Origin of the sequence: Streptomyces sp. NPDC051217, assembly GCF_044455465.1 — a bacterium.
Lineage (GTDB): Bacteria > Actinomycetota > Actinomycetes > Streptomycetales > Streptomycetaceae > Streptomyces.
This window is the reverse complement of record NZ_JBITEV010000012.1, coordinates 152,145-172,786: the sequence shown is the minus strand read 5'-3', so window position 1 is coordinate 172,786 and position 20,642 is coordinate 152,145. Positions and strand designations below refer to the sequence as shown.

Annotated in this window: 14 protein-coding genes; 9 read left to right on the top strand and 5 right to left on the bottom strand. The window is 70.4% G+C overall.

The window, feature by feature from the left end; genetic code table 11:
- The first annotated feature begins 2 nt into the window (after positions 1-2).
- On the top strand, positions 3-4,961 hold the full coding sequence (locus ACIBBB_RS25595; protein ID WP_398985816.1) for an amino acid adenylation domain-containing protein: 4,959 nt from the start codon (positions 3-5) through the stop codon (positions 4,959-4,961).
- 196 nt (positions 4,962-5,157) lie between these two features.
- Positions 5,158-5,892 carry a thioesterase II family protein gene (locus ACIBBB_RS25590; protein WP_398985814.1) on the top strand — a complete coding sequence of 245 codons (735 nt, stop codon included), beginning with the start codon at positions 5,158-5,160 and terminating at the stop codon, positions 5,890-5,892.
- A 19-nt stretch (positions 5,893-5,911) separates the two neighbouring features.
- On the opposite strand, the gene ACIBBB_RS25585 is transcribed toward ACIBBB_RS25590, so the two are convergent.
- Genes ACIBBB_RS25585 through ACIBBB_RS25570 form a run of 4 tightly spaced genes read right to left on the bottom strand, consistent with a single transcriptional unit; the run spans position 5,912 to position 10,491 of the window.
- Positions 5,912-6,232, bottom strand: a complete 321-nt coding sequence (locus ACIBBB_RS25585; RefSeq protein ID WP_398985940.1) for a leucine zipper domain-containing protein — start codon at positions 6,230-6,232, stop codon at positions 5,912-5,914.
- A 15-nt stretch (positions 6,233-6,247) separates the two neighbouring features.
- Entirely contained in the window at positions 6,248-6,523 is a 276-nt protein-coding gene (locus tag ACIBBB_RS25580; protein WP_398985812.1) for a phosphopantetheine-binding protein, read from the bottom strand.
- 60 nt (positions 6,524-6,583) lie between these two features.
- On the bottom strand, positions 6,584-7,966 hold the full coding sequence (locus ACIBBB_RS25575; RefSeq protein WP_398985810.1) for a peptide ligase PGM1-related protein: 1,383 nt from the start codon (positions 7,964-7,966) through the stop codon (positions 6,584-6,586).
- Positions 7,960-10,491 (bottom strand): amino acid adenylation domain-containing protein, encoded by a 2,532-nt coding sequence (locus ACIBBB_RS25570; protein ID WP_398985808.1) that lies wholly within the window; start codon positions 10,489-10,491, stop codon positions 7,960-7,962. The genes ACIBBB_RS25575 and ACIBBB_RS25570 overlap by 7 nt, the downstream gene beginning before the upstream one ends.
- Before the next feature lie 696 nt (positions 10,492-11,187).
- Here ACIBBB_RS25570 and ACIBBB_RS25565 point away from each other — a divergent pair.
- Complete coding sequence (locus ACIBBB_RS25565; protein ID WP_398985806.1) at positions 11,188-12,252, top strand: LLM class flavin-dependent oxidoreductase; 1,065 nt, start codon at positions 11,188-11,190, stop codon at positions 12,250-12,252.
- Positions 12,249-13,181, top strand: coding sequence for a 3-oxoacyl-[acyl-carrier-protein] synthase III C-terminal domain-containing protein (locus ACIBBB_RS25560; protein WP_398985804.1), 933 nt, complete (start codon positions 12,249-12,251; stop codon positions 13,179-13,181). Before ACIBBB_RS25565 ends, ACIBBB_RS25560 begins: the two co-directional genes overlap by 4 nt.
- 75 nt (positions 13,182-13,256) lie before the next feature.
- Here ACIBBB_RS25560 and ACIBBB_RS25555 read toward each other — a convergent pair whose 3' ends face one another.
- Positions 13,257-14,216 (bottom strand): methyltransferase, encoded by a 960-nt coding sequence (locus tag ACIBBB_RS25555; RefSeq protein WP_398985801.1) that lies wholly within the window; start codon positions 14,214-14,216, stop codon positions 13,257-13,259.
- A gap of 497 nt (positions 14,217-14,713) precedes the next feature.
- On the opposite strand from ACIBBB_RS25555, the gene dpgA reads away from it, so the two are divergent.
- From dpgA to ACIBBB_RS25530, 5 genes are all read left to right on the top strand, one after another.
- On the top strand, positions 14,714-15,802 hold the full coding sequence (dpgA, locus tag ACIBBB_RS25550) for a 3,5-dihydroxyphenylacetyl-CoA synthase DpgA (protein WP_398985798.1): 1,089 nt from the start codon (positions 14,714-14,716) through the stop codon (positions 15,800-15,802).
- A gap of 20 nt (positions 15,803-15,822) precedes the next feature.
- Complete coding sequence (gene dpgB, locus ACIBBB_RS25545) at positions 15,823-16,548, top strand: enoyl-CoA-hydratase DpgB (protein WP_398985796.1); 726 nt, start codon at positions 15,823-15,825, stop codon at positions 16,546-16,548.
- 95 nt (positions 16,549-16,643) lie between these two features.
- Positions 16,644-17,948 (top strand): (3,5-dihydroxyphenyl)acetyl-CoA 1,2-dioxygenase DpgC, encoded by a 1,305-nt coding sequence (gene dpgC / locus ACIBBB_RS25540; protein WP_398985938.1) that lies wholly within the window; start codon positions 16,644-16,646, stop codon positions 17,946-17,948.
- A gap of 17 nt (positions 17,949-17,965) precedes the next feature.
- Positions 17,966-19,243 (top strand): PLP-dependent aminotransferase family protein, encoded by a 1,278-nt coding sequence (locus tag ACIBBB_RS25535; protein WP_398985794.1) that lies wholly within the window; start codon positions 17,966-17,968, stop codon positions 19,241-19,243.
- On the top strand, positions 19,240-20,460 hold the full coding sequence (locus ACIBBB_RS25530) for a cytochrome P450 (protein WP_398985792.1): 1,221 nt from the start codon (positions 19,240-19,242) through the stop codon (positions 20,458-20,460). Before ACIBBB_RS25535 ends, ACIBBB_RS25530 begins: the two co-directional genes overlap by 4 nt.
- The last annotated feature ends 182 nt before the right edge of the window (positions 20,461-20,642 follow it).

The following is a 20,642-nucleotide window of genomic DNA, read 5'->3' as shown; positions in this document are numbered from 1 at the left end:
CAATGATTCCGCTGTCATTCGCACAACGCCGCATGTGGCTTCTGCACCAGATGGAGGACGGGTCGGAGAACGGGAACATGCCGGCGGCCTTCCGGCTTACCGGTCCCCTGGACCGGGGCGCCCTCACCGCGGCGGTCCGTGACGTGGTCGACCGGCACGAGGTCCTGCGGACCGTCTACGTGACGAATGACGACGGTGAGCCTCATCAGCGGATCCTTCCGGCGGCGGAGGTCTTGTTGGAGGTGCCGGTCATCGAGGTGGCGCCCGATGACGTGTCCGACGCGGTCGCCGATGCCATTGCCTACCGGTTCGACCTGGCGGGCGAACTCCCGGTGCGGGTGCGCCTGTTCCGCAGTTCCCCCCAGGAACACGTCCTCGTCCTGGTGATCCATCACATCGCCACGGACGGCTCCTCGGGTGCGCCGCTGGCACGGGACCTGGCCGCTGCCTACAACGCCCGCAGGGACGGCGGGGCTCCGCGGTGGGAGCCGCTGCCGGTCCAGTACAAGGACTACACGATGTGGCAGCGCGAGCTGCTCGGTGATGCGGCGGACCAGGACAGTCTTGCCGCGACGCAGATCGCGTACTGGCGCGAGGAACTGGCCGGGGTGCCGCAGCCGCTGAACCTGCCCCTGGACCGCCCGCGGCCCGTGCAGAGGAGTTCGCGCGGCGGCGCGGTCGGGATCGTCGTGGAGCCGGAGGTGGCGGGCGGGCTGCAGAAGCTCGCCGACGAGCGCGGGGCGACCATGTCGATGGCCCTGCACGCCGCGCTGGCGGTGCTGCTGAGCAAGCTCGGCGGCGGGGAGGACGTGACGATCGGCAGTCCGATCGCCGGGCGGACCGACGAAGCGCTGGCCGATCTGATCGGGTTCTTCGTCAACACCCAGGTGCTGCGGGTGGACCTCTCCGGTGATCCGTCGTTCACCGAGTTGCTCGCGCAGGTGCGGAACAAGTCGCTGGCGGCCTACGAGCACCAGGACGTCCCGTTCGACATGCTGGTCGAGGCGGTCAACCCCGAGCGCTCCGCGGCCTACCAGCCGCTGTTCCAGGTGATGTTCGCCTGGCACAACTGGACGCGGCAAGAGCTCGAACTCGCCGGACTTCAGGTGGAGTTCGAGCAGTACCTTACGTCGACCGCCATGTTCGACCTGTTCTTCAACATGGCCATGGACGACTCGGGCTCGCTGCGGGGTGACCTTCAGTACGCTACCGAGCTGTTCGACCGGGGGACGGTCGAGGCCGTCGCCGCCCGGTTCGCGCTTGTCCTGGAGCAGTTGGTCGCGGATCCGGGCATGTGCGTCGGGGACGTCGACGTGGTGCTCGCGGGGGAGCGGCAGCAACTGGTCGTGGAGGTGAACGACACCGACGAGCCGCTCCTGGAACTGGACCTGGTGGAGTCGCTGGCCCGGCAGGCCGAGGTGTTCCCGGGGGCGGCCGCGGTGGTGTGCGGCGATGAGTCGGTGACGTACAGGGAGCTGGACACCCGGGTGAACCGGCTGGCGCGGTGGCTGGCCGACCGCGGTGTGCGCGCGGAGTCGCTGGTCGCCGTGTGCCTGCCGCGGTCCGTGGATCTGGTGGTGGCGCTGCTCGCGGTGCTGAAGGCCGGTGCGGCGTACGTTCCGGTTGATCCGGACCACCCGCGTTCGCGGATCGACCACATCCTCGAGGATTCGGATCCGGTGCTGGTGCTCGATGCCCAGCTGCTGGCGGGTGCGGATTGTTCGGGGTATCCGGACGTGGCGCCGACTCCGCGTGTCTCGCCGGAGAACACCGCGTACGTGATCTACACCTCGGGTTCGACGGGGAAGCCGAAGGGCGTGGCGGTCTCACGGGGCGCGTTGGCGAACCTGCTGGCCACGATGCGTCGGAGGGTTCCGCTGTCGTCCGCGGATCGAGTACTGGCGGTGACGACGGTCTCGTTCGACATCGCGGCGATGGAGTTGTACCTTCCGTTGATCTCCGGTGCGACGGTGGTGCTGGCGGGGAAGGAGGCCGTCGTCGAGCCGTCGGCCGTCGTGGAGATGATGCGTCGCCACGGGATCACCGTCGTGCAGGCCACACCGGCGTTCTGGCAGATGCTGCTCATGGACGAGCCGAACGGCGCGGAGGGTCTGCGGATCCTGGTCGGCGGGGAGGCCCTGCCCGCGCGGCTGGCCGAGACCCTGGCCGACCAGGCCGGTGAGGTGTTCAACGTCTACGGTCCGACCGAGACGACGATCTGGTCGACCGTGGCGCCCGTGAAGATGGGGGCTGGTGCGCCGCCGATCGGGCTGCCGGTCGGGAACACCCGGGTGTACGTGCTCGACTCGCGGCTGTGCCCGGTTCCGCGCGGGGTGCCGGGTGAGCTGTACATCGCCGGTGCCGGGGTGGCCCGCGGATACCAGGGGCGGCCCGACCTGACCGCGGAGCGGTTCGTGGCCTGCCCGTTCGGCGAGGCGGGCGCGCGGATGTACCGCACCGGGGACCTGGCGCGGTGGGACGGGAACGGCCGGCTGGAGTACATCGAGCGGACCGATTTCCAGGTGAAGATCCGGGGGTTCCGGATCGAGCTGGGCGAGATCGAGCATGCGCTGACCGGGCATCCCGGAGTGGCCCGGGCCGCGGTCGTGGTGCGGGAGAACCAGGACGGCGACAAGCGCATCGTCGCGTACGTGGTGCCCAAGCCGGATGCCGCGGCGGCCGATGCCGGTGCTCAGGTGGATGAGTGGCGCCGGGTCTACGACGACAGCTACGCCGATTCGGGCGATGCGGTGCTGGGTGAGGACTTCCAGCTGTGGAGGTCCTCGTACGACGGTGAGCCCATCGCGCGCGAGCAGATGCTGGAGTGGCAGGGCGCGGCGGTCGCGCAGGTGCTGCGGTTCGCTCCGCGACGGGTCCTTGAGATCGGCGTGGGTTCCGGTCTGCTTCTGGCGAGGATCGCCGGAGAGGTCGAGGAGTACTGGGGCACCGACATCTCGGCCACGGTGGTGGACCGCGTCCGCGCCCAGGCCGAGCAGAACGGCTACGGCCAACGCGTCCGGCTGAGCGTCCAGTCGGCCGACGACACCTCGGGACTGCCCCGGGCCGGGTTCGACACCGTAGTGCTCAACTCGGTGGTGCAGTACTTCCCCGGTGTCGACTACCTGGACCGGGTGCTGCGCCAGGCCATGGAACTGCTCGCACCCGGCGGCCGGGTCATCGTCGGTGACGTCCGCAACGCCACGACGCTCAGGGTCCTGCTGACCGCGGTGCAGCGTGCGGCGCATCCCCGCGCGTCGGACGACGAGTTGCGGACGCTGGTGGAGAGGGCGCTGCTCGCCGAACGGGAGCTGGTGGTCGCTCCGGAGTGGTTCGCCGCATGGGCGCGCGGTCACGCCGGTGGCGTGGACATCCGCCTGAAGGCGGGGAAGGCCCACAACGAGCTGACCCGGCACCGCTACGAGGTCGTCCTGCACAAGGAGCCGGCCGACGTGCTCGACCTGGCCGGAGTGCCCGCGGTGGCGTGGGGCCGGGAGGTGTCCGACCTGGCTGACCTGGGCGGCCGTGCGGACCGGGCGGGCGGCCCGATACGGGTGACCGGGATACCGAACGCGCGGCTGGTCGGGGAGGCCGCCGCGGTGCCGTCAGCCGGTGCGCCGAGTGCGGCCGCCCTCTCCGGCGGGCCGCTTGATCCGGAGGAGCTCGCCGCATGGGCGCGGCGGCAGGGCCGGGACGCGGTCATCACCTGGTCGGGCGAGGCCGTCCACGGCTTCGACGCGGTGCTGCTGCCCGAGCCGCGGACCGTCTCCGGAGGGTTCGTTCCCGGCGCTGTGGCCGGGCGGGCCCGGGCGAACGCCCCCGCTCTCGCCAAGTCGATCGGTTCACTGCTGGCCGAGCTGCCCGAGTACGTGCGCGGGCGCCTCCCGGACTACATGGTCCCGGCCGCGGTGGTGCCGCTCTCGGAGATTCCGCTGACTCCGAGCGGCAAGCTCGACCGGCGAGCGCTGCCGTCGGAGCACGCGGCCACCGTGGGCAGCCGAGAGCCGCGCAACTCCCATGAGGAAAAGCTGTGTGCGCTCTTCGGCGAGCTGCTCGGCCTGGAGCGGGTCGGCGTCGACGACGGCTTCTTCGATCTCGGCGGGCACTCGATCCTGGCCACCCGGCTCAGCGCCCGCATCCGCAACCAGTTCGGCATCGACGTCCCTCTCAGGACGATCATCCAGTACCCCACGGTGGCCGAGCTGGCCGCGCTGCTGCTCCTCGGCAGCGTTCCCGACGAACACGCCGACTCGTTCGCGGTCGTGCTGCCCCTGAACAGGGATCCCGGTACGGGCAAGCCGCCGGTGTGGTTCTTCCACGGAGGAGGTGGCCTTGGCTGGGCGTACTTCACCTTCGCGCCGTACCTGCAGGACCGGTCGGCCTACGCCCTGCAGTCCCGCGGCTCCGACGGTATGAGCGCGGTGGCGGGGTCGGTGGAGGAGATGATCGAGGACTACGTCACCCAGATGCTCAAGATCCAGCCGCAGGGGCCCTTCCACCTGGTCGGCTGGTCCTACGGCGGCACGGTCGTGCACGCCGTCGCGGAGGCGCTGGACCGGCGTGGGCACGAGATCGCCCTCGTGGCCATTCTGGACGCCCAACCGGCGAGCGCGTGGAAGCCGGTGGCCCGCTGGGCGCCGTCGGCCTACCGGAAGGACGTCGAGGAAGTCTTCGGCCAGTTCATCAATCCCGATGACATGGGCCACTTTCTGGACAACATGGCGCAAGTGGGGGCCAACAACCAGTCCAGGATGGCGGAGTTCGAATCGCCGGTCTACCGCGGCGATGTGCTGTTCTTCAACGCGAAGTCGGACAACAAGGAGGCGTCCTGGGCGTCCAGGTGGCGGCCTTACGTCCTTGGTGCCATCGAGGAGTACGACGTGGACGCCACCCACCACGACCTGCACATGCCCAAATCCGCGGCCCGGATCTGCGAGGTCATCAACCGCAAGCTGGCGGAGTGACCGGACAGCCCCGCGCTGTCGTCTCTTGCACGGGGATTCCGCAGCCGTTTACTCGGCGTGGACCAGTTCGGCATCGACGCCTGTTTCTTCGCATTCGGCGGGCACTGAGCCCTTTCCGAGTTCGCGATATGACCGGACACCGATTCTCCGGAATCGGTTTGACGAACCATCGAATGGATGATTGGGGTTGGTCGGGGTGAAGGCATCCGGCACGTCCGCGGACCACGGGGAGCGGACCACGCTGCTGTGCGTGCCGTTCGCGGGAGCAGGCGCTTCGTTCTTCCACCCGTGGCAGGCGTTGTCCGCCGGCCGGTGGCGCGTGGTTGCCTTCGAACTGCCCGGCAGGGAGCGGCGGATGCTGGAGACGCCGTACCTCAATGTCGTCGAGGCGGCCAAGAACGAGGTCGACGGCATTGCCGCGACCCTCGGTGAGGGGGCGCGGGTCGTGCTGTTCGGGCACAGCCTGGGCGCGGTGCTCGCCTACGAGTTGGCGCACCTGCTGAGCGCGCGCGACGTGCACGTCGAGCGGCTGGTCGTCAGTGGTTCGCCGGGGCCGTGGACACAGCGCGAAAGGCGGGCGACGGGGCTCCCGGACGAGGAGTTCCTCGCCCGGGTCGAGGAGTTCGCGGGATTCAGGCACGAGGCTCTCGATCACCCGGAGATGCGTGAACTCATCGTCCCCGTGCTACGGGCCGACTGCGAGATGCACGAGAACTACGTGCCGAGCACCGACGAACCGGTGTCGGTGCCGATCTGCTCGATACGGGGCAGCTACGACGGTCTGGTCAGCGCGGAACAGGGCCAGGAGTGGCGGAGAGCGACCACGGGCGCGTTCAGCTATGCGGAGTGCCCGGGGGACCACATGTACCTGGTCGATCGCGCGCGGGAGGTGCTGGACGTGATCGAGGCGGAATCCGCGCGCGATCGCTAGCGGGTGCGTCACCGGTCAGTCAGTAGCTGTCTCTCATTCTCGGTTCTGAGTAGCCTTCGCTCCTACGTCGGCTTGGTGTCCAAGGGCACCGGGCGGGCCGGGGAGAGGAACTGCCGGGCTTGTGTGGCGAACGGCTGAGGCCGGGTGCCCGGCCTAGTGACACTGAGGGGCGCTCGCGCTGCCCTCGTCGGCGAGGTCCACGTACTGTAGGCCGATCAGTGTGGTGCGGTGCGCTTGAGCGGTCCTTCAGCCCTTCCAGCCCTTCCAGCCCCTCGGCCTCGAAACGGCGGAGCCAGATGTAGTAGCACTGACGGCTGACGCCGTACCCGGGGCCGGGCAGCCCCGGGTAAATCTGTCAGGAAGGCGTGGTGGCCAGCCGGGAGTCGATCAGTGCGGCGAGACTGCCGAACTTCTTTTCGACGACCACCTCGATCGCGTCCACCGGGACGCCGAACATCGCCTGGATCCGTGCGGCCAGGTGGACGGCGGCGATGGAGGTGCCGCCGCAGTCGAAGAAGTCCGTGTCGTCGTTCACTTCGTCGCAGCCGAGCAGGTCCGTCCAGAGTCCGGCCAGCTTCTCCTGCACGCCTGCTGCGCCGTCCGTGCCTGCTGTGTGCGCTGTGCCTTCCACGGGGTGCCTCCGGGATTCGATGTGCTGGAAAGTGGTGCTTGGGACTGGGCTTTGAGAGCTTCAGGGCTTTCCGGCCGTGGTGAAGAGCGGGTCCAGGGCTCGGTCGCGGGCCCACGCCTCGTCCAGGTCCTCGGCGACGACGCAGTACATCACCCCGTTGGTGCCGTCGAAGGCGTTGGTCAGGACCACGCCCGTACGGGTCTCGGGGGAGTACGCCTGGCCCGTCTCGATCAGACGGGTCTCCGTTTCGGCGAATGACGGGGTTGACCAGCCCTGCGGCCAGACCCGTTCGAGGATGATCCGGTCCTTGCCGTACCCCGGGCCGACGACCGCTTCGCCGATCACCCCGTAGATGTGGGTCGACCCGGTGACCCGGCCGTTGAACTCGGTGAACAGCACCTCACGGTCCGGGGTGACGATCGCGTCCGGGCAGAGGACGCCCCGGTAGCCGATGGCATGCAGACCAAGGGCCAGCCGCTCGGCGCCCTCGATCAGGTCCTCGTACGCCACCGGCTCCAGGCCGGGGGCCGGCATCACCTGGCCGACGGCGTACGGTGCGGACAGCAGCTCGCCGGTTCCGGCGAGACGGGGGCCGTCGTCGTCCACCAGGTACTCGGCGAAGAAGGCGGAACTGTCCGGTACGTAGCGCTCGGCCACCGGACGTCCCCGGCCCTGCGCGGTCAGCCAGTCCCAGCGGTCCGCCAGGTAGCTGTGCACGTCCGCGCGGCCGTGGACGGTCACGGTACGGCGGGCACCGATCGGGCGGACGGGCGTTCCGGTGGTGAGGATCTCGTTGCCGTGGCCACCGGAGAGGAAGTCGTGCTTGACGATGACGGGCTCGCCCCCGTCGAGGAGGTCGAGGATGGCTTGTTCCGCCACCTCCCGGCTGGTGCAGACCTGCCCAGGAGGCATACCGACGCCCAGCCCACCGGCCACCATCCGGAACGCCGACTTGCTGTTGGTGAGCAGCCCGCCCGACTGGGCCACGAATCCGTGTCCCGGCATGGCGTGCTCCACGCCCAGCGACCGCGCGAGCCGGGCCACCGCCGGGTCCGGCCACAGCGCCGACAGGTGCACCACCTCGCGGTCGCCGACCGCCGCAGCCAGGGCGGCCGTGCACTCGGGAGCCGCGAGCCGCTCTGGCCTCAGCGTGCCCTCGGAGCCGGATGTGGCGGGTGGCACCACGAACGCGAGGGTGTCGGGGTCGGTGCCGGTCAGCCTGGTCACGTAGGAGAGGAAGCCATCCTCGGGGTCCGTCGGCAGCACCAGGATGTCACCGTCCCGGGCGAACCAGATCAGGCGCTGCACCCACCAGCCGGTCCAACCCCGGTCGTCGCGTACGTCCTCGCTGAAGTCGTTGCCGACGAGGATCCGGGTGGTACCGGGGAGCGCTTCCCGCCCGGCGGCCGGGCCGCCGTCCCGCTCGTGCGGCAGGTTCAACACGACTGCTCCTGTTCGACGTGTGTGCTGATCGCCCGGGCCACTGCGACCACGGTCGGGTCCTTGAGGAAATCGATCAGGGGGAGGTCCGCCCCGTACTTGTCGCGTACGGCGGACAGCATCTCCAGCACCCGCAGGGAGTCGCCGCCGCTGAGGAGGAAGTGGGAGTCGGCGCCTATCCCGGTGACTCCGAGGACGCGGCACCAGATGTCCGCCACCGACTGCTCGACGGGCGTCAGCGGGGCGGTGCCGGTGTCGCCGGACTCCTCGTGCAGGGGCAGGGCGGATCGGGCGAGCTTCCCGGTGGGGCCGACCGGCAGACTCTCCAGGGGCGTGATCCGCCACGGCACCGCGTAGTCGGGCAGGATCCTGGCCAGGTAGCTGGTCAGCTGCTCGGGATCGGGCGGGAACGGCGTCGAGGGGGTGACATAACCGAGCAGCCGGTCCCCGCCGGACCGCTCGTCGGCGACGATCGCCGCCTGGGCCACGGTCGGATGGGCACGCAGCGCGGCCTCGATCTCACCCGGTTCGAGCCGGTGCCCGCGGATCTTGAGCTGCCGGTCCTTGCGTCCCTCGAAGACCAGGGACCCGTCGGGCCTGCGGCGCACCAGGTCGCCGGTGCGATGGTGCCGGGTGCCGTCCGGGCCGGTTCCGAAGGCGCGGGCGGTCGCCTCGGGCTGCCGCCAGTAACCCGCCGCCACGCGGTCGCTGATGATCTCCAGCTCGCCGTAGACCTCGGCCGGGTGCCCGTCCAGGTCCAGCAGGCGGATCCGTACGCCGTCGACCGGGCGGCCGACCGGCAGCACGGCGCCGTTCAGGTCGGCGGGCCCGGCCAGATGCTGCAGGGCGAGCGTGCACTCGGTGGGGCCGAGACCGTTGACGAGGGCGGCTTCGGGCGGGAACGCGGACAGGAAGTGTCTGAGGTCCTGGCGGGTGGCCTGCTCACCGCCGAGGACCACCATGCGCACCGCGGCCAGCCGCGGGTCCCCGGGGCCGGAGTCCGGAAGGTCGCCGACCAGGTGGCGGAAGAGCGTCGGCGTGCAGTGCAGCACGGTGGCACCGGCCGCGGCGAGCCGCTCCCGCAAGGCATGTGCGGGCAGCAGCGGGTCGATGACGTGCAGGCTCGCGCCGCTCAGCAGCGCACCGAACAGATCCATGACGGCGGCGTCGAACGTGAAACGGGCCAGCAGCGGCAGCCGGTCGCCGGGGCCGAGGCGTATCCGGTCGGCGTAGACCAGCGCGTGTTCCAGGGCGTGGTGGTGGAGCTGCTCCACGGCTTTGGGCCGGCCGGTGGAGCCGGAGGTGAAGAGCAGGTACGCCGGGGCGTCGGGAGCTGCCGCCGTCTCCGATGCCTCGGAGACGGCCGGGGCGGGGGATCCGGCGTCCGGTTCGACGGAGCGCAGCGGCACGACCCGCTTGCCCTTGGCCAGTGCGGTGGCACGGCCGGACAGTGCCGGGCTGCAGGCGAGGGCGGCGATGTCGGCACCGGCGAGGATCCGCGACAGCCGACCGTCCGGCATCCGCGGGTCGAGCGGCACATAGGCGGCCCCTGTCTTGAGGACCGCCCACACCCCCAGCACGGCGTCCACGTCGTGGCCGCACAGCAGCGCCACCCGGGTGCCGGGTCCGGCCCGCCGGCGCAGCCGGGTGGCCAGGGCCGTGGTGATCCGGTCCAACGCGGCGTAGCTGTACGAGCCGCCGGGGCCGCTCAGCGCAAGCAGGTCTCCGTGCTCGGCCACCACCGTGCGCAGCCGCTGCGGCAGCGTCTCGTGCGGACCGGCGGGAGCGGGGGGCCGGTAGCCGGGCGGGGCGGGCGCCGACCAGGCCGGGGGTTGGGACCCGGTGGTCAGATGGTGCTCGCGCAGGGGTAGTTCGGGCTCGCGGGCGGCCGCCGTCAGCAGGGCTGCCAGGTGGCGCAGCAGCCAGGCGGCCGTCGTACGGGCGAACAGGCTCGCGTTGAACCCCAGGCAGAGCACCGCGGCACTGCCGGAACGTCCCAGGGTGAGGTCCAGCTCCGGCTCGCCGTCCGGGTCCGGCTCCGCACCGGGCGCCAGCAGGACCACCCGGACCGGGCCGGAACCGTCGGGGGCCGGGGACGGGGCCGCGGGCGGCAGACCGGCGGCCTCCTGCAGGTCGCGTGCGGTGCTGTCCGCGGTGCGCCGGGTGGACTCGGTGAACGTCAGGGAGGGGTCGAGGGTCACCCGGACCGGGAGCGGGCCGGTCGCCGGGGCGTGCGGTGCGAGTGCTTGTGCCGGGAGGGTCAGGCCGATGACGGGGTCGGTGGTGCCGGTGTGGCGGCGCAGCACTTCGGCGAACGCGGTGAGGAGCACCGGCACGGTGCCGTCGTGGCCCGGGGTGCCATCCGGTCCGAGAAGGGCCGTCGCCTCCTCGTCGAGCGCGATCTCCTCCGCGGCCCGCCGGTATGCGCGGGCGGTCAGCCTGGAGTTGTCCGTGGCGAGTTCGACCGGTGCGGCGTCGGCGAGCCGGGACTGCCAGTAGCCGGGCTCCCCGCCGAGCGTGCTCCCCATGCTCCTCCTCGATCTTCGTCCTTGGCCCTCGTCCTTGGCCCTCAGCGTCCTCGACCGCCATGGATGCCGGTGCCCATGGGGCGGCGATGCGCGCGGTTCATACCACGGGCAGAAGGCGACACCGATTCGGCGTTCCGTATCGGGTGGTAAATTCGGTGCCTGCGGCTCCCGCCACGGCTCCGGGGGAAGACCCGGGTCGATTCAGGGGGTGACGGGGATTCGGCGGCGGCGCAGGGGAATGACTGCGGTACGGCCGCATCCAAGCGCATCACCCGAACAATGTGAGGGACCGCCCGTGTATACCGTGCATCTGCTGCCTGAGCGCAGTCACTCTGACACGGGTCGTTTGGAGCGTCAAGGTTCGATCACGGAAGCCTGTCGCTATGCCCGAATTCAACACTGATTTTGGGAATATGGCGTTTCATTAGATTTTCCCCGGGCGTTCCTTTGCCGTCCTTGACGCCCCCTGGCGCCCGGGACCATAATTTGACTGTGCTCGTGATTCGTTCGTGATGCGCAGCATGGTTGTTATTGCGTGCTGATTTTTTTGATCGGGGACCTCTTTCCGGAATTCCCTGGTCCGCTTGAACGGTGCATTTGAGCGTTTCCTTTCCTGTCGCCCGCCTGGCTTTTGTGCCACTGCCGACCGGGAGGGCCGGACCCGTACCGGGAAGGCCGGACGGAGAAAGTCAGGAGATGACCACCCTGCGCGTACCCACCGGAGCAGCCGGCGTGGAGATCTGCTCGGTCACCCCCGAGTCGGCCGATGATCATGAAAAGTTCGCTATCGGGTTCCGGGACCGGCTGACGGTCACCGCACGGGCCTCCGAGGAAGCAGGCTGGTCCGGCATCCTCGTCCCGCACAACCTCCATGAGGTGGACCCCTGGCTGGTGTCGGCCCACCTCGGCTCGGTGACGACTTCCCTCGTGCCGCTGATCGCCCTGCAGCCTGCCGTCATGCCGCCGCACACCGCAGCCGCATGCGCCGCTGCCTACGCCACGCTGTACGGCCGACCGCTGGACTTCAACCTGGTGGCGGGCGCCCGTGACGACGAGATGCGCCGCATCGGCGACACCCTCAGCCATGACGAGCGCTACGACCGGATGCGCCAGTACGGTCGGATTCTGCGGGCGCTGCTGAACGGCGAGGAGGTCGACGAGTCCGGCCCGTACCACACCTACCGCGGCTACCGGCTCGAACCGCGTCCGAAGGTGCTGGAGAAGTGCCGGATCTTCGTCGCCGGCTCGTCGCCGTCGAGCCTGGCCGTCGCCCGGGAGATCGCCGACGTCGTCGTCACCCATCCCGCGCCGTTCGCCGAGTGGAACGAGTCGTTCCTCCAGCCGCTGCTGGCAGGTGGCTATACCGGCGGCGTAGGCATCCGCATCGGCCTGCTGTGCAGGCCCGACGGCGACGAGGCGTGGCGCATCGCCCAGGAACGTTTTCCGGAGTCGTGGCTCGGACGCCAGGAGACCCTGCTGAAGACCCAGTCGCAGAACGTCTGGTCGCGTGAGCTGGCCCGCAGGGCCGTCGCGACCGGTCGCGACAACGACGGCGGCGCGGAACGCGGGACGTACTGGCTCGGGGCCTTCAGCAGCGGCCGGGCCAGCGCACCGTTCCTCGTGGGCGACTACGACGAGGTGGCCGGGCGGCTTGCCGAGTACGTGGCCGCCGGGGTGGGCCACGTCCTGCTCAACGGCGGTCTCGAAGAGGACTATCCGTACATCCGCGAGGCGGTCGCACGCGCCGTGGTGCGGTCATGAGCGGCCCCTCGAATCCCGCGGATCCCGGGCCCGACGTGCCGGTCGTGCATCTGTCGGCCATCGGTCATGCGCACGGTGAGCCGCGCCCCGTACCGGAACTCGACGTGCTACTGGCCGCACCCCTGGCGCCCGGTGGCGGTCTGGAGACCTACCGGGTCAGCGACCTGGAGACCTGGGAGCTCGCGGCACTCGCCGCCGGACAGACCTTGCGGGCCTGTCCGGCCCCTCCCGACATGCTGTTGTACGTCAGCCAGAACGACGCCGACACGGTCGACTCACTGGCCCACCTCATGGAGCGTCTCGGCCTGCCGTCCGTCGACCACTTGGTGGTCGCCGGGCACGACTGCGGCAACTTCGGGCCTGCCCTGCGCCTCGCCCGTGACCTGCTGCGCGACCCGGCACGTGAGCGGGTGCTCCTGGTCATGGCAGACCGGGCAGGCAGGGCCAGGCAGCGTGCGATGGCCAACGGCATGTCGGTGTTCAGCGACGGCGCGGCCTCCTGCCTGGTGACCGCTCAGGAGCCCGCGGGCAGTGGCCCCTGCTTCGCGGTGGAGGGTGTCGCCACCCGCACCCGAGTACGGCCGGAGGCCGGCAGCGCACAGGCCGACATCCTCGCGACGGTGGAACTGGCCCGCGGCAGCGTCGCCGACTTGGTACGGCTCACCGGTCGGGCGGCTGACGAGCACGACCATGTGGTGTTCGCCAACTACCGCACCGATTCACAACAGTTTCTCGCCCAGGCCATGGGGTTCCCGGACACGAAGCTGCTGCTCGGCTCCGTCGGCCGGCTGGCGCACTGCTTCTCCGCGGACATCCTGGTCACCCTGGACGAGCAGTACACGGCCGGGGGGCTGAAACCCGGCAGCCGACTGCTCGCCGCGGCGACCGGCCCGGCCTCCTGGTCGACACTGGCGCTGCGCGTGCTGTGAGCCGCAGGCCCGCGCAGCTGCGGGGCCGCGGGCTGTTCCGTTCCGACCGGCTATGCCGCCACCACGTCTGACCGGCTATTTCGTGCCGACCGTGAGCCCGTGCTCGTACGAGAGGCCGCTCGTCGTCCTTACGTCGCCGAAGCCCGCGCGGCGCAGCCACTTCTCGTAGTCACGGGCCGGGTAGGCCATTCCGGTACCGCTGGCCAGCACGTTGAAGTACAGGCCGAGGCGGGCGCCGAAGATGCCCTCGGTCTCGTCGTCGGAGACGTTGTAGCCGTAGACGAGGACCTGTCCGCCCTCGGGCAGGGCGTCGTACGCCTTGCCGAGCAGGAGCAGGATCTGGTTCTCGGAGAAGATCTCCAGGACATGGCTGAAGAGCACCGCGTCGGCGTCCGCCGGGAAGTCGTCCCGGAACATGTCGCCCGGGTGCAGATCGACCCGGTCCGGGTAGGCCGTCGCCGCCCGGTCGAGCCGGGAGACGCTGGGCATGTCGAAGACGGTGCACTTCAGGTCGGGGTGGCGCGCGGCAAGGCGGGCCGACGTGGTGCCGTCCCCGCCACCCACATCCAGCAGATGCCGCACCACGGCGAACTCGGGTTGGGCGACCAGGGCGTCCACCGAGCGCAGCGTGAAGGCGCTCATCGCCCGGTGGAAGACGGTCTCCAGGGCAGGGTTGCGAGAAAGGCGCTGGTAGAGCGTCGGCTCGTCACCGGGGTGTGCGGCCAGGGCGGTGTTGGTGCCGGCCAGCAGCGCCGTGGTCATGTCGGCGAAGGCCGGATAGTAGACCTCTTTCCAGCCGACCAGGATGTGTGACCAGCTGTCCTCGCCGTCCGGCACCAGCAGGTCGGTCGCGACCGTGGAGTTGAGGTATCCGCCGTCGTCCCGGCGGGTCAGCAGCCCGGTGGTGCAGACCGCCTGGAGCAGGACGCGCAACTGGTGGGCCGGGACGCCGGTCGCCGTGCGGATCCGTTCCGCGTCGCAACCGGGCTCGTCGGCCAGCAACCGGAAGATTCCGAGTTCGACTGCCGTGGTCACCGCATTGAACAGCGCAGGCGCATTTACCAGGAAATGGAATCGTTCCAGAACGGGATGGTCATCCCCATATGAAACGGGCACTTTTGTCCTTGGTTTGAATGTCGGTATTTGGACGGCGGAACTCGGGCGTCGGGCGGCGAAAGGAGCTTATTTTCGCGATCGTATGGATGTGATGAGTCGGGCGTCAATGGCGCCCCAATGTGACGCACGTCACTTCGATTGCGGATTGCGGTAGCCAAGTCCGCTTGCTTGAATGCAGAAATAGATGCCTGCGACGGTTGATGTGGAATAGATAATCCCGCGCAGCGAGCTAAGCGCATTACCACAGCGCAATCCTTTCGGGGAAGCAGAGACTTTCTCGACAAATCACGAGCTCCACCTACGGAGTGTTTCGGGGGCGAGACGTGGCACAGACGGTCAGCACGCCCGGCCCGGCACGGCTGGACAGCATCGCGTTGAACACCGATTTATCAGAAAATGGCGCGGGGCAGGGAAAAATGTTTCCCAGGATCACCGGCGTCGCCACAGCAAGTCCAGAGACCTCCTACACCCAGCAGGAAATACTGGACACCTTCGGTGTCACCGACCCGCGGGTGCGGTCGTTGTTCCTGAACAGCGCCATCGAGCGGCGCGGACTCACCCTGCCCCCGGCGGCCGGTGACGGCCCTCCTGCAGCCGAGACCCAGGGAGAACTGCTGCGCAAGCATGTGCGCAGCGGCCTTGCCATGGGGCGCGAGGCCGTCACCGGGTGTCTCACGGACTGCGGGGCCGCGATCTCGGACATCCGCTACCTGTGCTGCGTGACCTCGACCGGCTTCGTCACGCCCGGGTTCTCGGCGCTGCTGCTGAAGTCCCTGGGTATCGCCCCGGACTGCGCCCGGCTCGACGTGGTCGGGATGGGCTGCAACGCCGGGCTCAACGGCCTGAGCGCGGTGGCCAACTGGGCCGCCGCACACCCCGGCGAGCTGGCGCTGATGGTGTGCATCGAGGCATGCTCGGCGGCGTACGTCTTCGACGGCACCATGCGCACGTCCGTCGTCAACAGCCTTTTCGGCGACGGCGCGGCGGCCGTCGCCGTCCGCGCGGAACCGGCTCCCCGCGCCCCAGGGGACGCCGATCCGGCGGCCGGCCCCGGAGGCCCCACAAGCCCCGCGATCCTGCGCTTCTCCAGCCGCATCATCCCGGACGCCATCGACGCCATGCGCTACGACTGGGACGACGACCAGGGAAAGTTCAGCTTCCATCTGGACCCGCAGGTGCCCTACGTCGTCGGGGCACACGCCGAACTCTCCCTCGCCCGCCTGCTGGACGGCACCCCCCTGCGCGCCTCGGACATCGCCCACTGGATCGTGCACTCCGGCGGCAAGAAGGTCATCGACGCGGTCCGGGTGAACCTGGGGCTGACCCGGCACGACCTCCGGCACACCACCGGGGTGCTGCGCGACCACGGCAACGTGTCCAGCGGGTCGTTCCTGTTCTCCTGCCGGCGGCTGCTCGACGAGGGCTGTGCCACACCGGGTGATTACGGGGTCCTGATGACCATGGGACCGGGCTCGACCATCGAGATGGCCTTGGTGGGCTGGTGACGGAAGGAATCGCTGCCGCGATGGCAAGGGAATTGGGCCTCAGTGAACTGCCCGACGGGCTCGGCATCATGGTGAGGTTCGACGGGCCGCGGTCCCTCGCGGACCTGACGTCGGCCGTCCACACCGTCTGTGCGGAGGCGGAGAGCCGCGCGAAGCCGACCGTCGTGGTGCTCAGCTTCGACGCGCTCTCGGCCGACTGCCGGGAATGGCCGGGCAAGGTGGACGTCCAGCAGGTCAACCGGTGGGAGCGTGCGGTGCGCCGGCTGGAGCGGCTGCCGGTGGTCAGTATCGCCATGCTGCGCGGCACATGCGGAGGGCCGACCCTGGACCTGCTGCTCGCCGCCGACTTCCGGATCGGCAGCTCCGACGTGCGGCTGCTGCTGCCGGTCAACGCGGAACACTTCTGGCCCGGCATGGCCGTCCACCGGCTGGTGCAGCACCTCGGCGTGGCCCGGGCCCGGCAGCTCGTCCTGTGGGGCACCGACATCCCCCTGGAGAAGGCGCTCGACCTGGGACTCATCGACCATGTCGACGACGACACCGACGAGGCCGTGCGCACCGCCGCCATCCTCACCGGGAGGGTGTCCGGCCGGGAGATGGCCGTACGCCGCCAGCTGCTGCAGGAGGCCGCGTCGGCCGAGTACGACGACGCGCTCGGCGCGCACCTGGCCGCCTGCGACCGGGAGCTGCGGCGGCTACGCGGGCTGACCGGCGACCTGCCGGTGGCCGTGACGGAGCGGCCGTGAGTACCGATGACCCCGTGTCCTGCCAACAGGACAGTGTGGAGACGCCCGCGGCCGGCGGGTTCACCGGGCCCGGCGGATCAGGCGTGCGGGCACCGGTGTTCACCGGCGACCCGGACGAGGACCGCACGGAATTGGCGCGGTACGCGGCCGCCGGTGCCGACGCGCTGGCCGCCCTGCCCGCCCGGCCCCTGCGCAGCCCGGCCGAACAGCTCGACGCCGAGACGGTCCTGACGGCGTGCCGGGCCGCCCGGCGCGCCTTCCTGGGGCGGCACGCCGAAGCCGTCTACGACCGGCTCACCGAAGGACTCACCCGCCGGGTCCGGCTCCCCGACCTGGTGTACGCGGCGGCCGACCGGTTCCCCGGACTGGTGCCGACCCGTGCCCAGATGGCCGCGGAGGCCGCCGTCGTGCAGGCGGAGAAGGACGGCCACGAGATCGACCAGGGACTGTTCGCCGGGGCGGTGCTGCGCTCGCCGGTGGCGGGCCGGCACCTGGTCGAGACGATGCTGATGCCCACCGAGGCCGCCCGTGGTCTGCTGGCGGACTTCCGGCGCACCGGCCGGACGGAGCTGGAGACCGTCGACGTCGAGCGCATCGGCCACGGCGCGCACCTCACCGTCCGCAACGCCCACTGCCTCAACGCCGAGGACAACCGTCTCATCCGGGACCTGGAGACGGCCGTCGACCTGGCCCTGCTCGATGACGGCGTCAAGGTCGGCGTGCTGCGCGGCGGACCGGTGGACCATCCACGCCACCGCGGCCGGCGGATCTTCAGCGCCGGTATCAACCTCAAGGACCTGCGGAACGGCGCGATCTCCTTCGTCGACTTCCTGCTCGGCCGAGAGCTCGGCTACGTCCACAAGATGCTGCGCGGCCTGCTGACGGACCCGGCCCCCGGAGCGTGGTCGCAGCGCACGGTCAGCAAGCCGTGGGTGGCCGCCGTCGACGCGTTCGCGATCGGCGGCGGGATGCAGCTGCTTCTGGTGATGGACCGTGTCATCGCCGAGAAGGACGCCTACTTCAGCCTGCCGGCCGCGGAGGAGGGCATCGTGCCGGGCCTGGGCAATCTGCGGCTGACCCGGCTCACCGGCGCCCGGCAGGCCCGCCGGATCATCCTCGGCGGCGAGCGGATCCCGGCCGCCGGACCGAAGGGTGAGCTGCTGTGCGACGAGGCCGTCCCGGCCGGGGAGATGGCGGACGCCGTCGAACGGGCGGTGCGCGACCTCGGTGCCCCCGCCGTCGCGGCCAACCGCCGGATGCTCCAGCTGGCCGAGGAACCCCTGGACCACTTCCGTACCTATCTCGCCGAGTTCGCGGTCGCCCAGATCGAGCGGGCCTACAGCGACGACGTCCTGGCCAAGGTCGAGCAGCGCTGGCAGCGCTCGCGGGCCCGGGGATGACGAGGCGGACGGCTGCCGTGTTCGACGTCACCGACCTGCACGGCTCCCTGAGCGACCCGCTCCTGGGCTCACTGGACTTCCTCAACCAGGTGATGGGCCGCTACCCGGACGCCGTCTCCTTCGCGCCCGGCGCACCCCACCCGGACACCCTGGAGGGCATCGACCTCGCCGCCTGCATCGGGCGATTCATCGAGCACCAGGTGCACCAGGGCACCAGCCCGGAGCGTGCCCGGCGCCTGGTGTACGAGTACGGGCCCGCCCAGGGGCTCATCAACGGCATCGTCGCCGACGCACTCCGGCGCGACCACGGGATCGACGTCCCGCCGGACAGCCTGGTCATCACCGTCGGGGCGCAGGAGGGCATGCTGCTGACGCTGCGTGCCCTGTTCGCTTCGGACCACGACGTGCTGGCGGTCGCCAACCCCTGCTTCGTCGGCATGACCGGTGCGGCCCGGCTGCTCGGCATCGGCCTGGTGAGCATCGACGAGGCCCCGGACGGCATCGACCTCGACGCACTGGCCGCCGCCTGCCGCGCGGCCCGGAGCGACGGACGCCGGGTGCGTGCCCTGTACGTGGCCCCGGACTTCTCCAACCCGGGGGGGACGACCCTCTCGCCGGAGTGCCGCCGCAGGCTCCTCGACCTCGCCGGACAGGAGGACTTCCTGGTCATCGAGGACAACACCTACGGATTCACCTCCCCCGACGCACAGCCGCCGCTGAAGGCGCGGGACACCGACCGGCGCGTGGTGCACATCGGCACCTTCGCCAAGATCGCCTTCCCCGGCGCCCGGGTCGGCTATGTGGTCGCCGACCAGCCGGTCACCAGGGACCACGCGGCCCGCCCGCTGGCCGTCGAGCTCGCCACGCTCAAGACCGTGGTGACCGTGAACACCTCACCGGTGAGTCAGGCGGTGATCGGCGGGCTGCTCCTGCAGCACGGCGGCTCCCTGGCCGCGCTGAGCCGCCGCAAGTGCGCGCTCTACCAGCGCAACCTGACTCATCTGACCAGTGCTCTCGACCAGCATCTCGGGGACCGTCCGCACGCGGACGTCACCTGGAACCGGCCGGCCGGCGGCTTCTTCGTCCGCATGCGGCTGCCGGTCCCCGCCGACACCGCACTGCTGGAGGTGTCGGCGCAGAAGTACGGGGTTCTGTGGACTCCGATGGCGCAGTTCTACCTGGACGGCGCGGGCGAACGGCAGCTGCGCCTGTCATGCAGCTACCTCACCCTCGACCGGATCGACGAGGGAGTGCGGCGGCTGGTTGCCTTCCTGGAAGGAGAAATCGGCACATGACCGAGACCGGAGAGTGCCCAGCGACAGGCGCGGCCGGCCACCCCACCGTCCGCACCTCGCCGTTCGACCCGCCCAGGGAGCTGACCGCCCGCATCACGGAGGAACCACTCCGCAGGCTCCGCTATCCGGACGGGCATGTGGGCTGGCTGGTCACCGGCCATGAGCTGGCCCGCGCCGTCCTGGCCGACCGGCGCTTCAGCGCCCGCTCGGAGTTCAAGCGTCCGCCTGTGTCCCGGCCCAGCATCGAGCCGTTCTACGGCGTGCCGGCGCTGCCCGGCTGGATGGTCGACATGGACGCCCCCGGGCACACCCGGCTGCGCCGGATGCTCATGGGCCGTTTCACGCTGCGCCGGATACGGGACCTGCGTCCACGGATCGAAGCCCTCGTCACGGAGTTGCTGGACGGCCTGGAGCACCGCGGCGGCCCCGTCGACCTGGTGGAGCACTTCTGCCTGCCGGTCCCGACCGTGATGATCTGCGAACTGCTCGGCGTACCCTACGCGGAGCGTGCCCTCTTCCAGCACCACACGGAGGTCCTGTTCAGCCTCTCCTCCACGGCGGACGAGGCAGCCGGGGCGATGGACAAGCTGTACGTGCTGCTGCGCCGCCTGGCGAAGGGCGGCCCGGACTCCCCCCGGGACGGTCTGCTCGCCGAACTCGCCGCGGGCGGCACGGACCCCGAGGAGACCGCAGGTATCGGCACCCTGCTGCTGACCGCGGGGCACGAGACGACGTCGAGCATGCTGAGCCTGTCCGTCTTCGCGCTGTTGTCCCACCCGGAACAACTGAACCGGTTCGTCGCCGCCGCCTCGGGCCCTGATGGCACCGGCAACGCCATCGAGGAACTGCTGCGCTATCTCACCGTCTTCCACTTCGGGGTGCCGCGCACCCCGCTGGAGGACGTGGAGCTGGCCGGTCGGCTGCTGAGGGCCGGTGAGGCGGTCACCGTGTCCCTGCCCGCCGCCAACCGCGACCCGCGGGTCTTCGGGGACCCCGACCGCCTGGACCTTGGCCGCCGGACCTCCACCCACCTGGCCTTCGGATACGGCGTCCACCAGTGCCTGGGCCAGAACCTGGCCCGCCTGGAACTGGCGGTCGCCCTGCCCGCGCTCTTCCGCCGCCTCCCGGCCCTGTCCCTCGCCGTCCCCGCCGACGAGGTCCCCCTCGGTGGTGACATGGGCGTCTACCGCCTGCACCGGCTCCCGGTCATCTGGTGAGCGAGGGTCGGCGCGGGCCGCGTGTCCAACTGCGCGCGCCGCTCAGTCGGACACCGTTTACGGGCCCGCCCGGTAGTCCCGTACTCCTCAGCCCTCTCAGTCCTGTCCGTCCAGCCACGCCTGCTCATTGCCACCGACCATCAGTGCCACCGACCGCATCAGACCACGCAGGGGAGAACGCA

Bases quoted from the DNA above. Each gene is read 5' to 3' on its own strand.
- dpgB (WP_398985796.1), top strand. From the start codon at position 15,823: ATGGCAAGGGAATTGGGCCTCAGTGAACTGCCCGACGGGCTCGGCATC.
- ACIBBB_RS25530 (WP_398985792.1), top strand. From the start codon at position 19,240: ATGACCGAGACCGGAGAGTGCCCAGCGACAGGCGCGGCCGGCCACCCC.
- dpgA (WP_398985798.1), top strand. From the start codon at position 14,714: ATGTTTCCCAGGATCACCGGCGTCGCCACAGCAAGTCCAGAGACCTCC.
- ACIBBB_RS25565 (WP_398985806.1), top strand. From the start codon at position 11,188: ATGACCACCCTGCGCGTACCCACCGGAGCAGCCGGCGTGGAGATCTGC.
- ACIBBB_RS25595 (WP_398985816.1), top strand. From the start codon at position 3: ATGATTCCGCTGTCATTCGCACAACGCCGCATGTGGCTTCTGCACCAG.
- ACIBBB_RS25560 (WP_398985804.1), top strand. From the start codon at position 12,249: ATGAGCGGCCCCTCGAATCCCGCGGATCCCGGGCCCGACGTGCCGGTC.
- ACIBBB_RS25570 (WP_398985808.1), bottom strand. From the start codon at position 10,491: ATGGGGAGCACGCTCGGCGGGGAGCCCGGCTACTGGCAGTCCCGGCTC.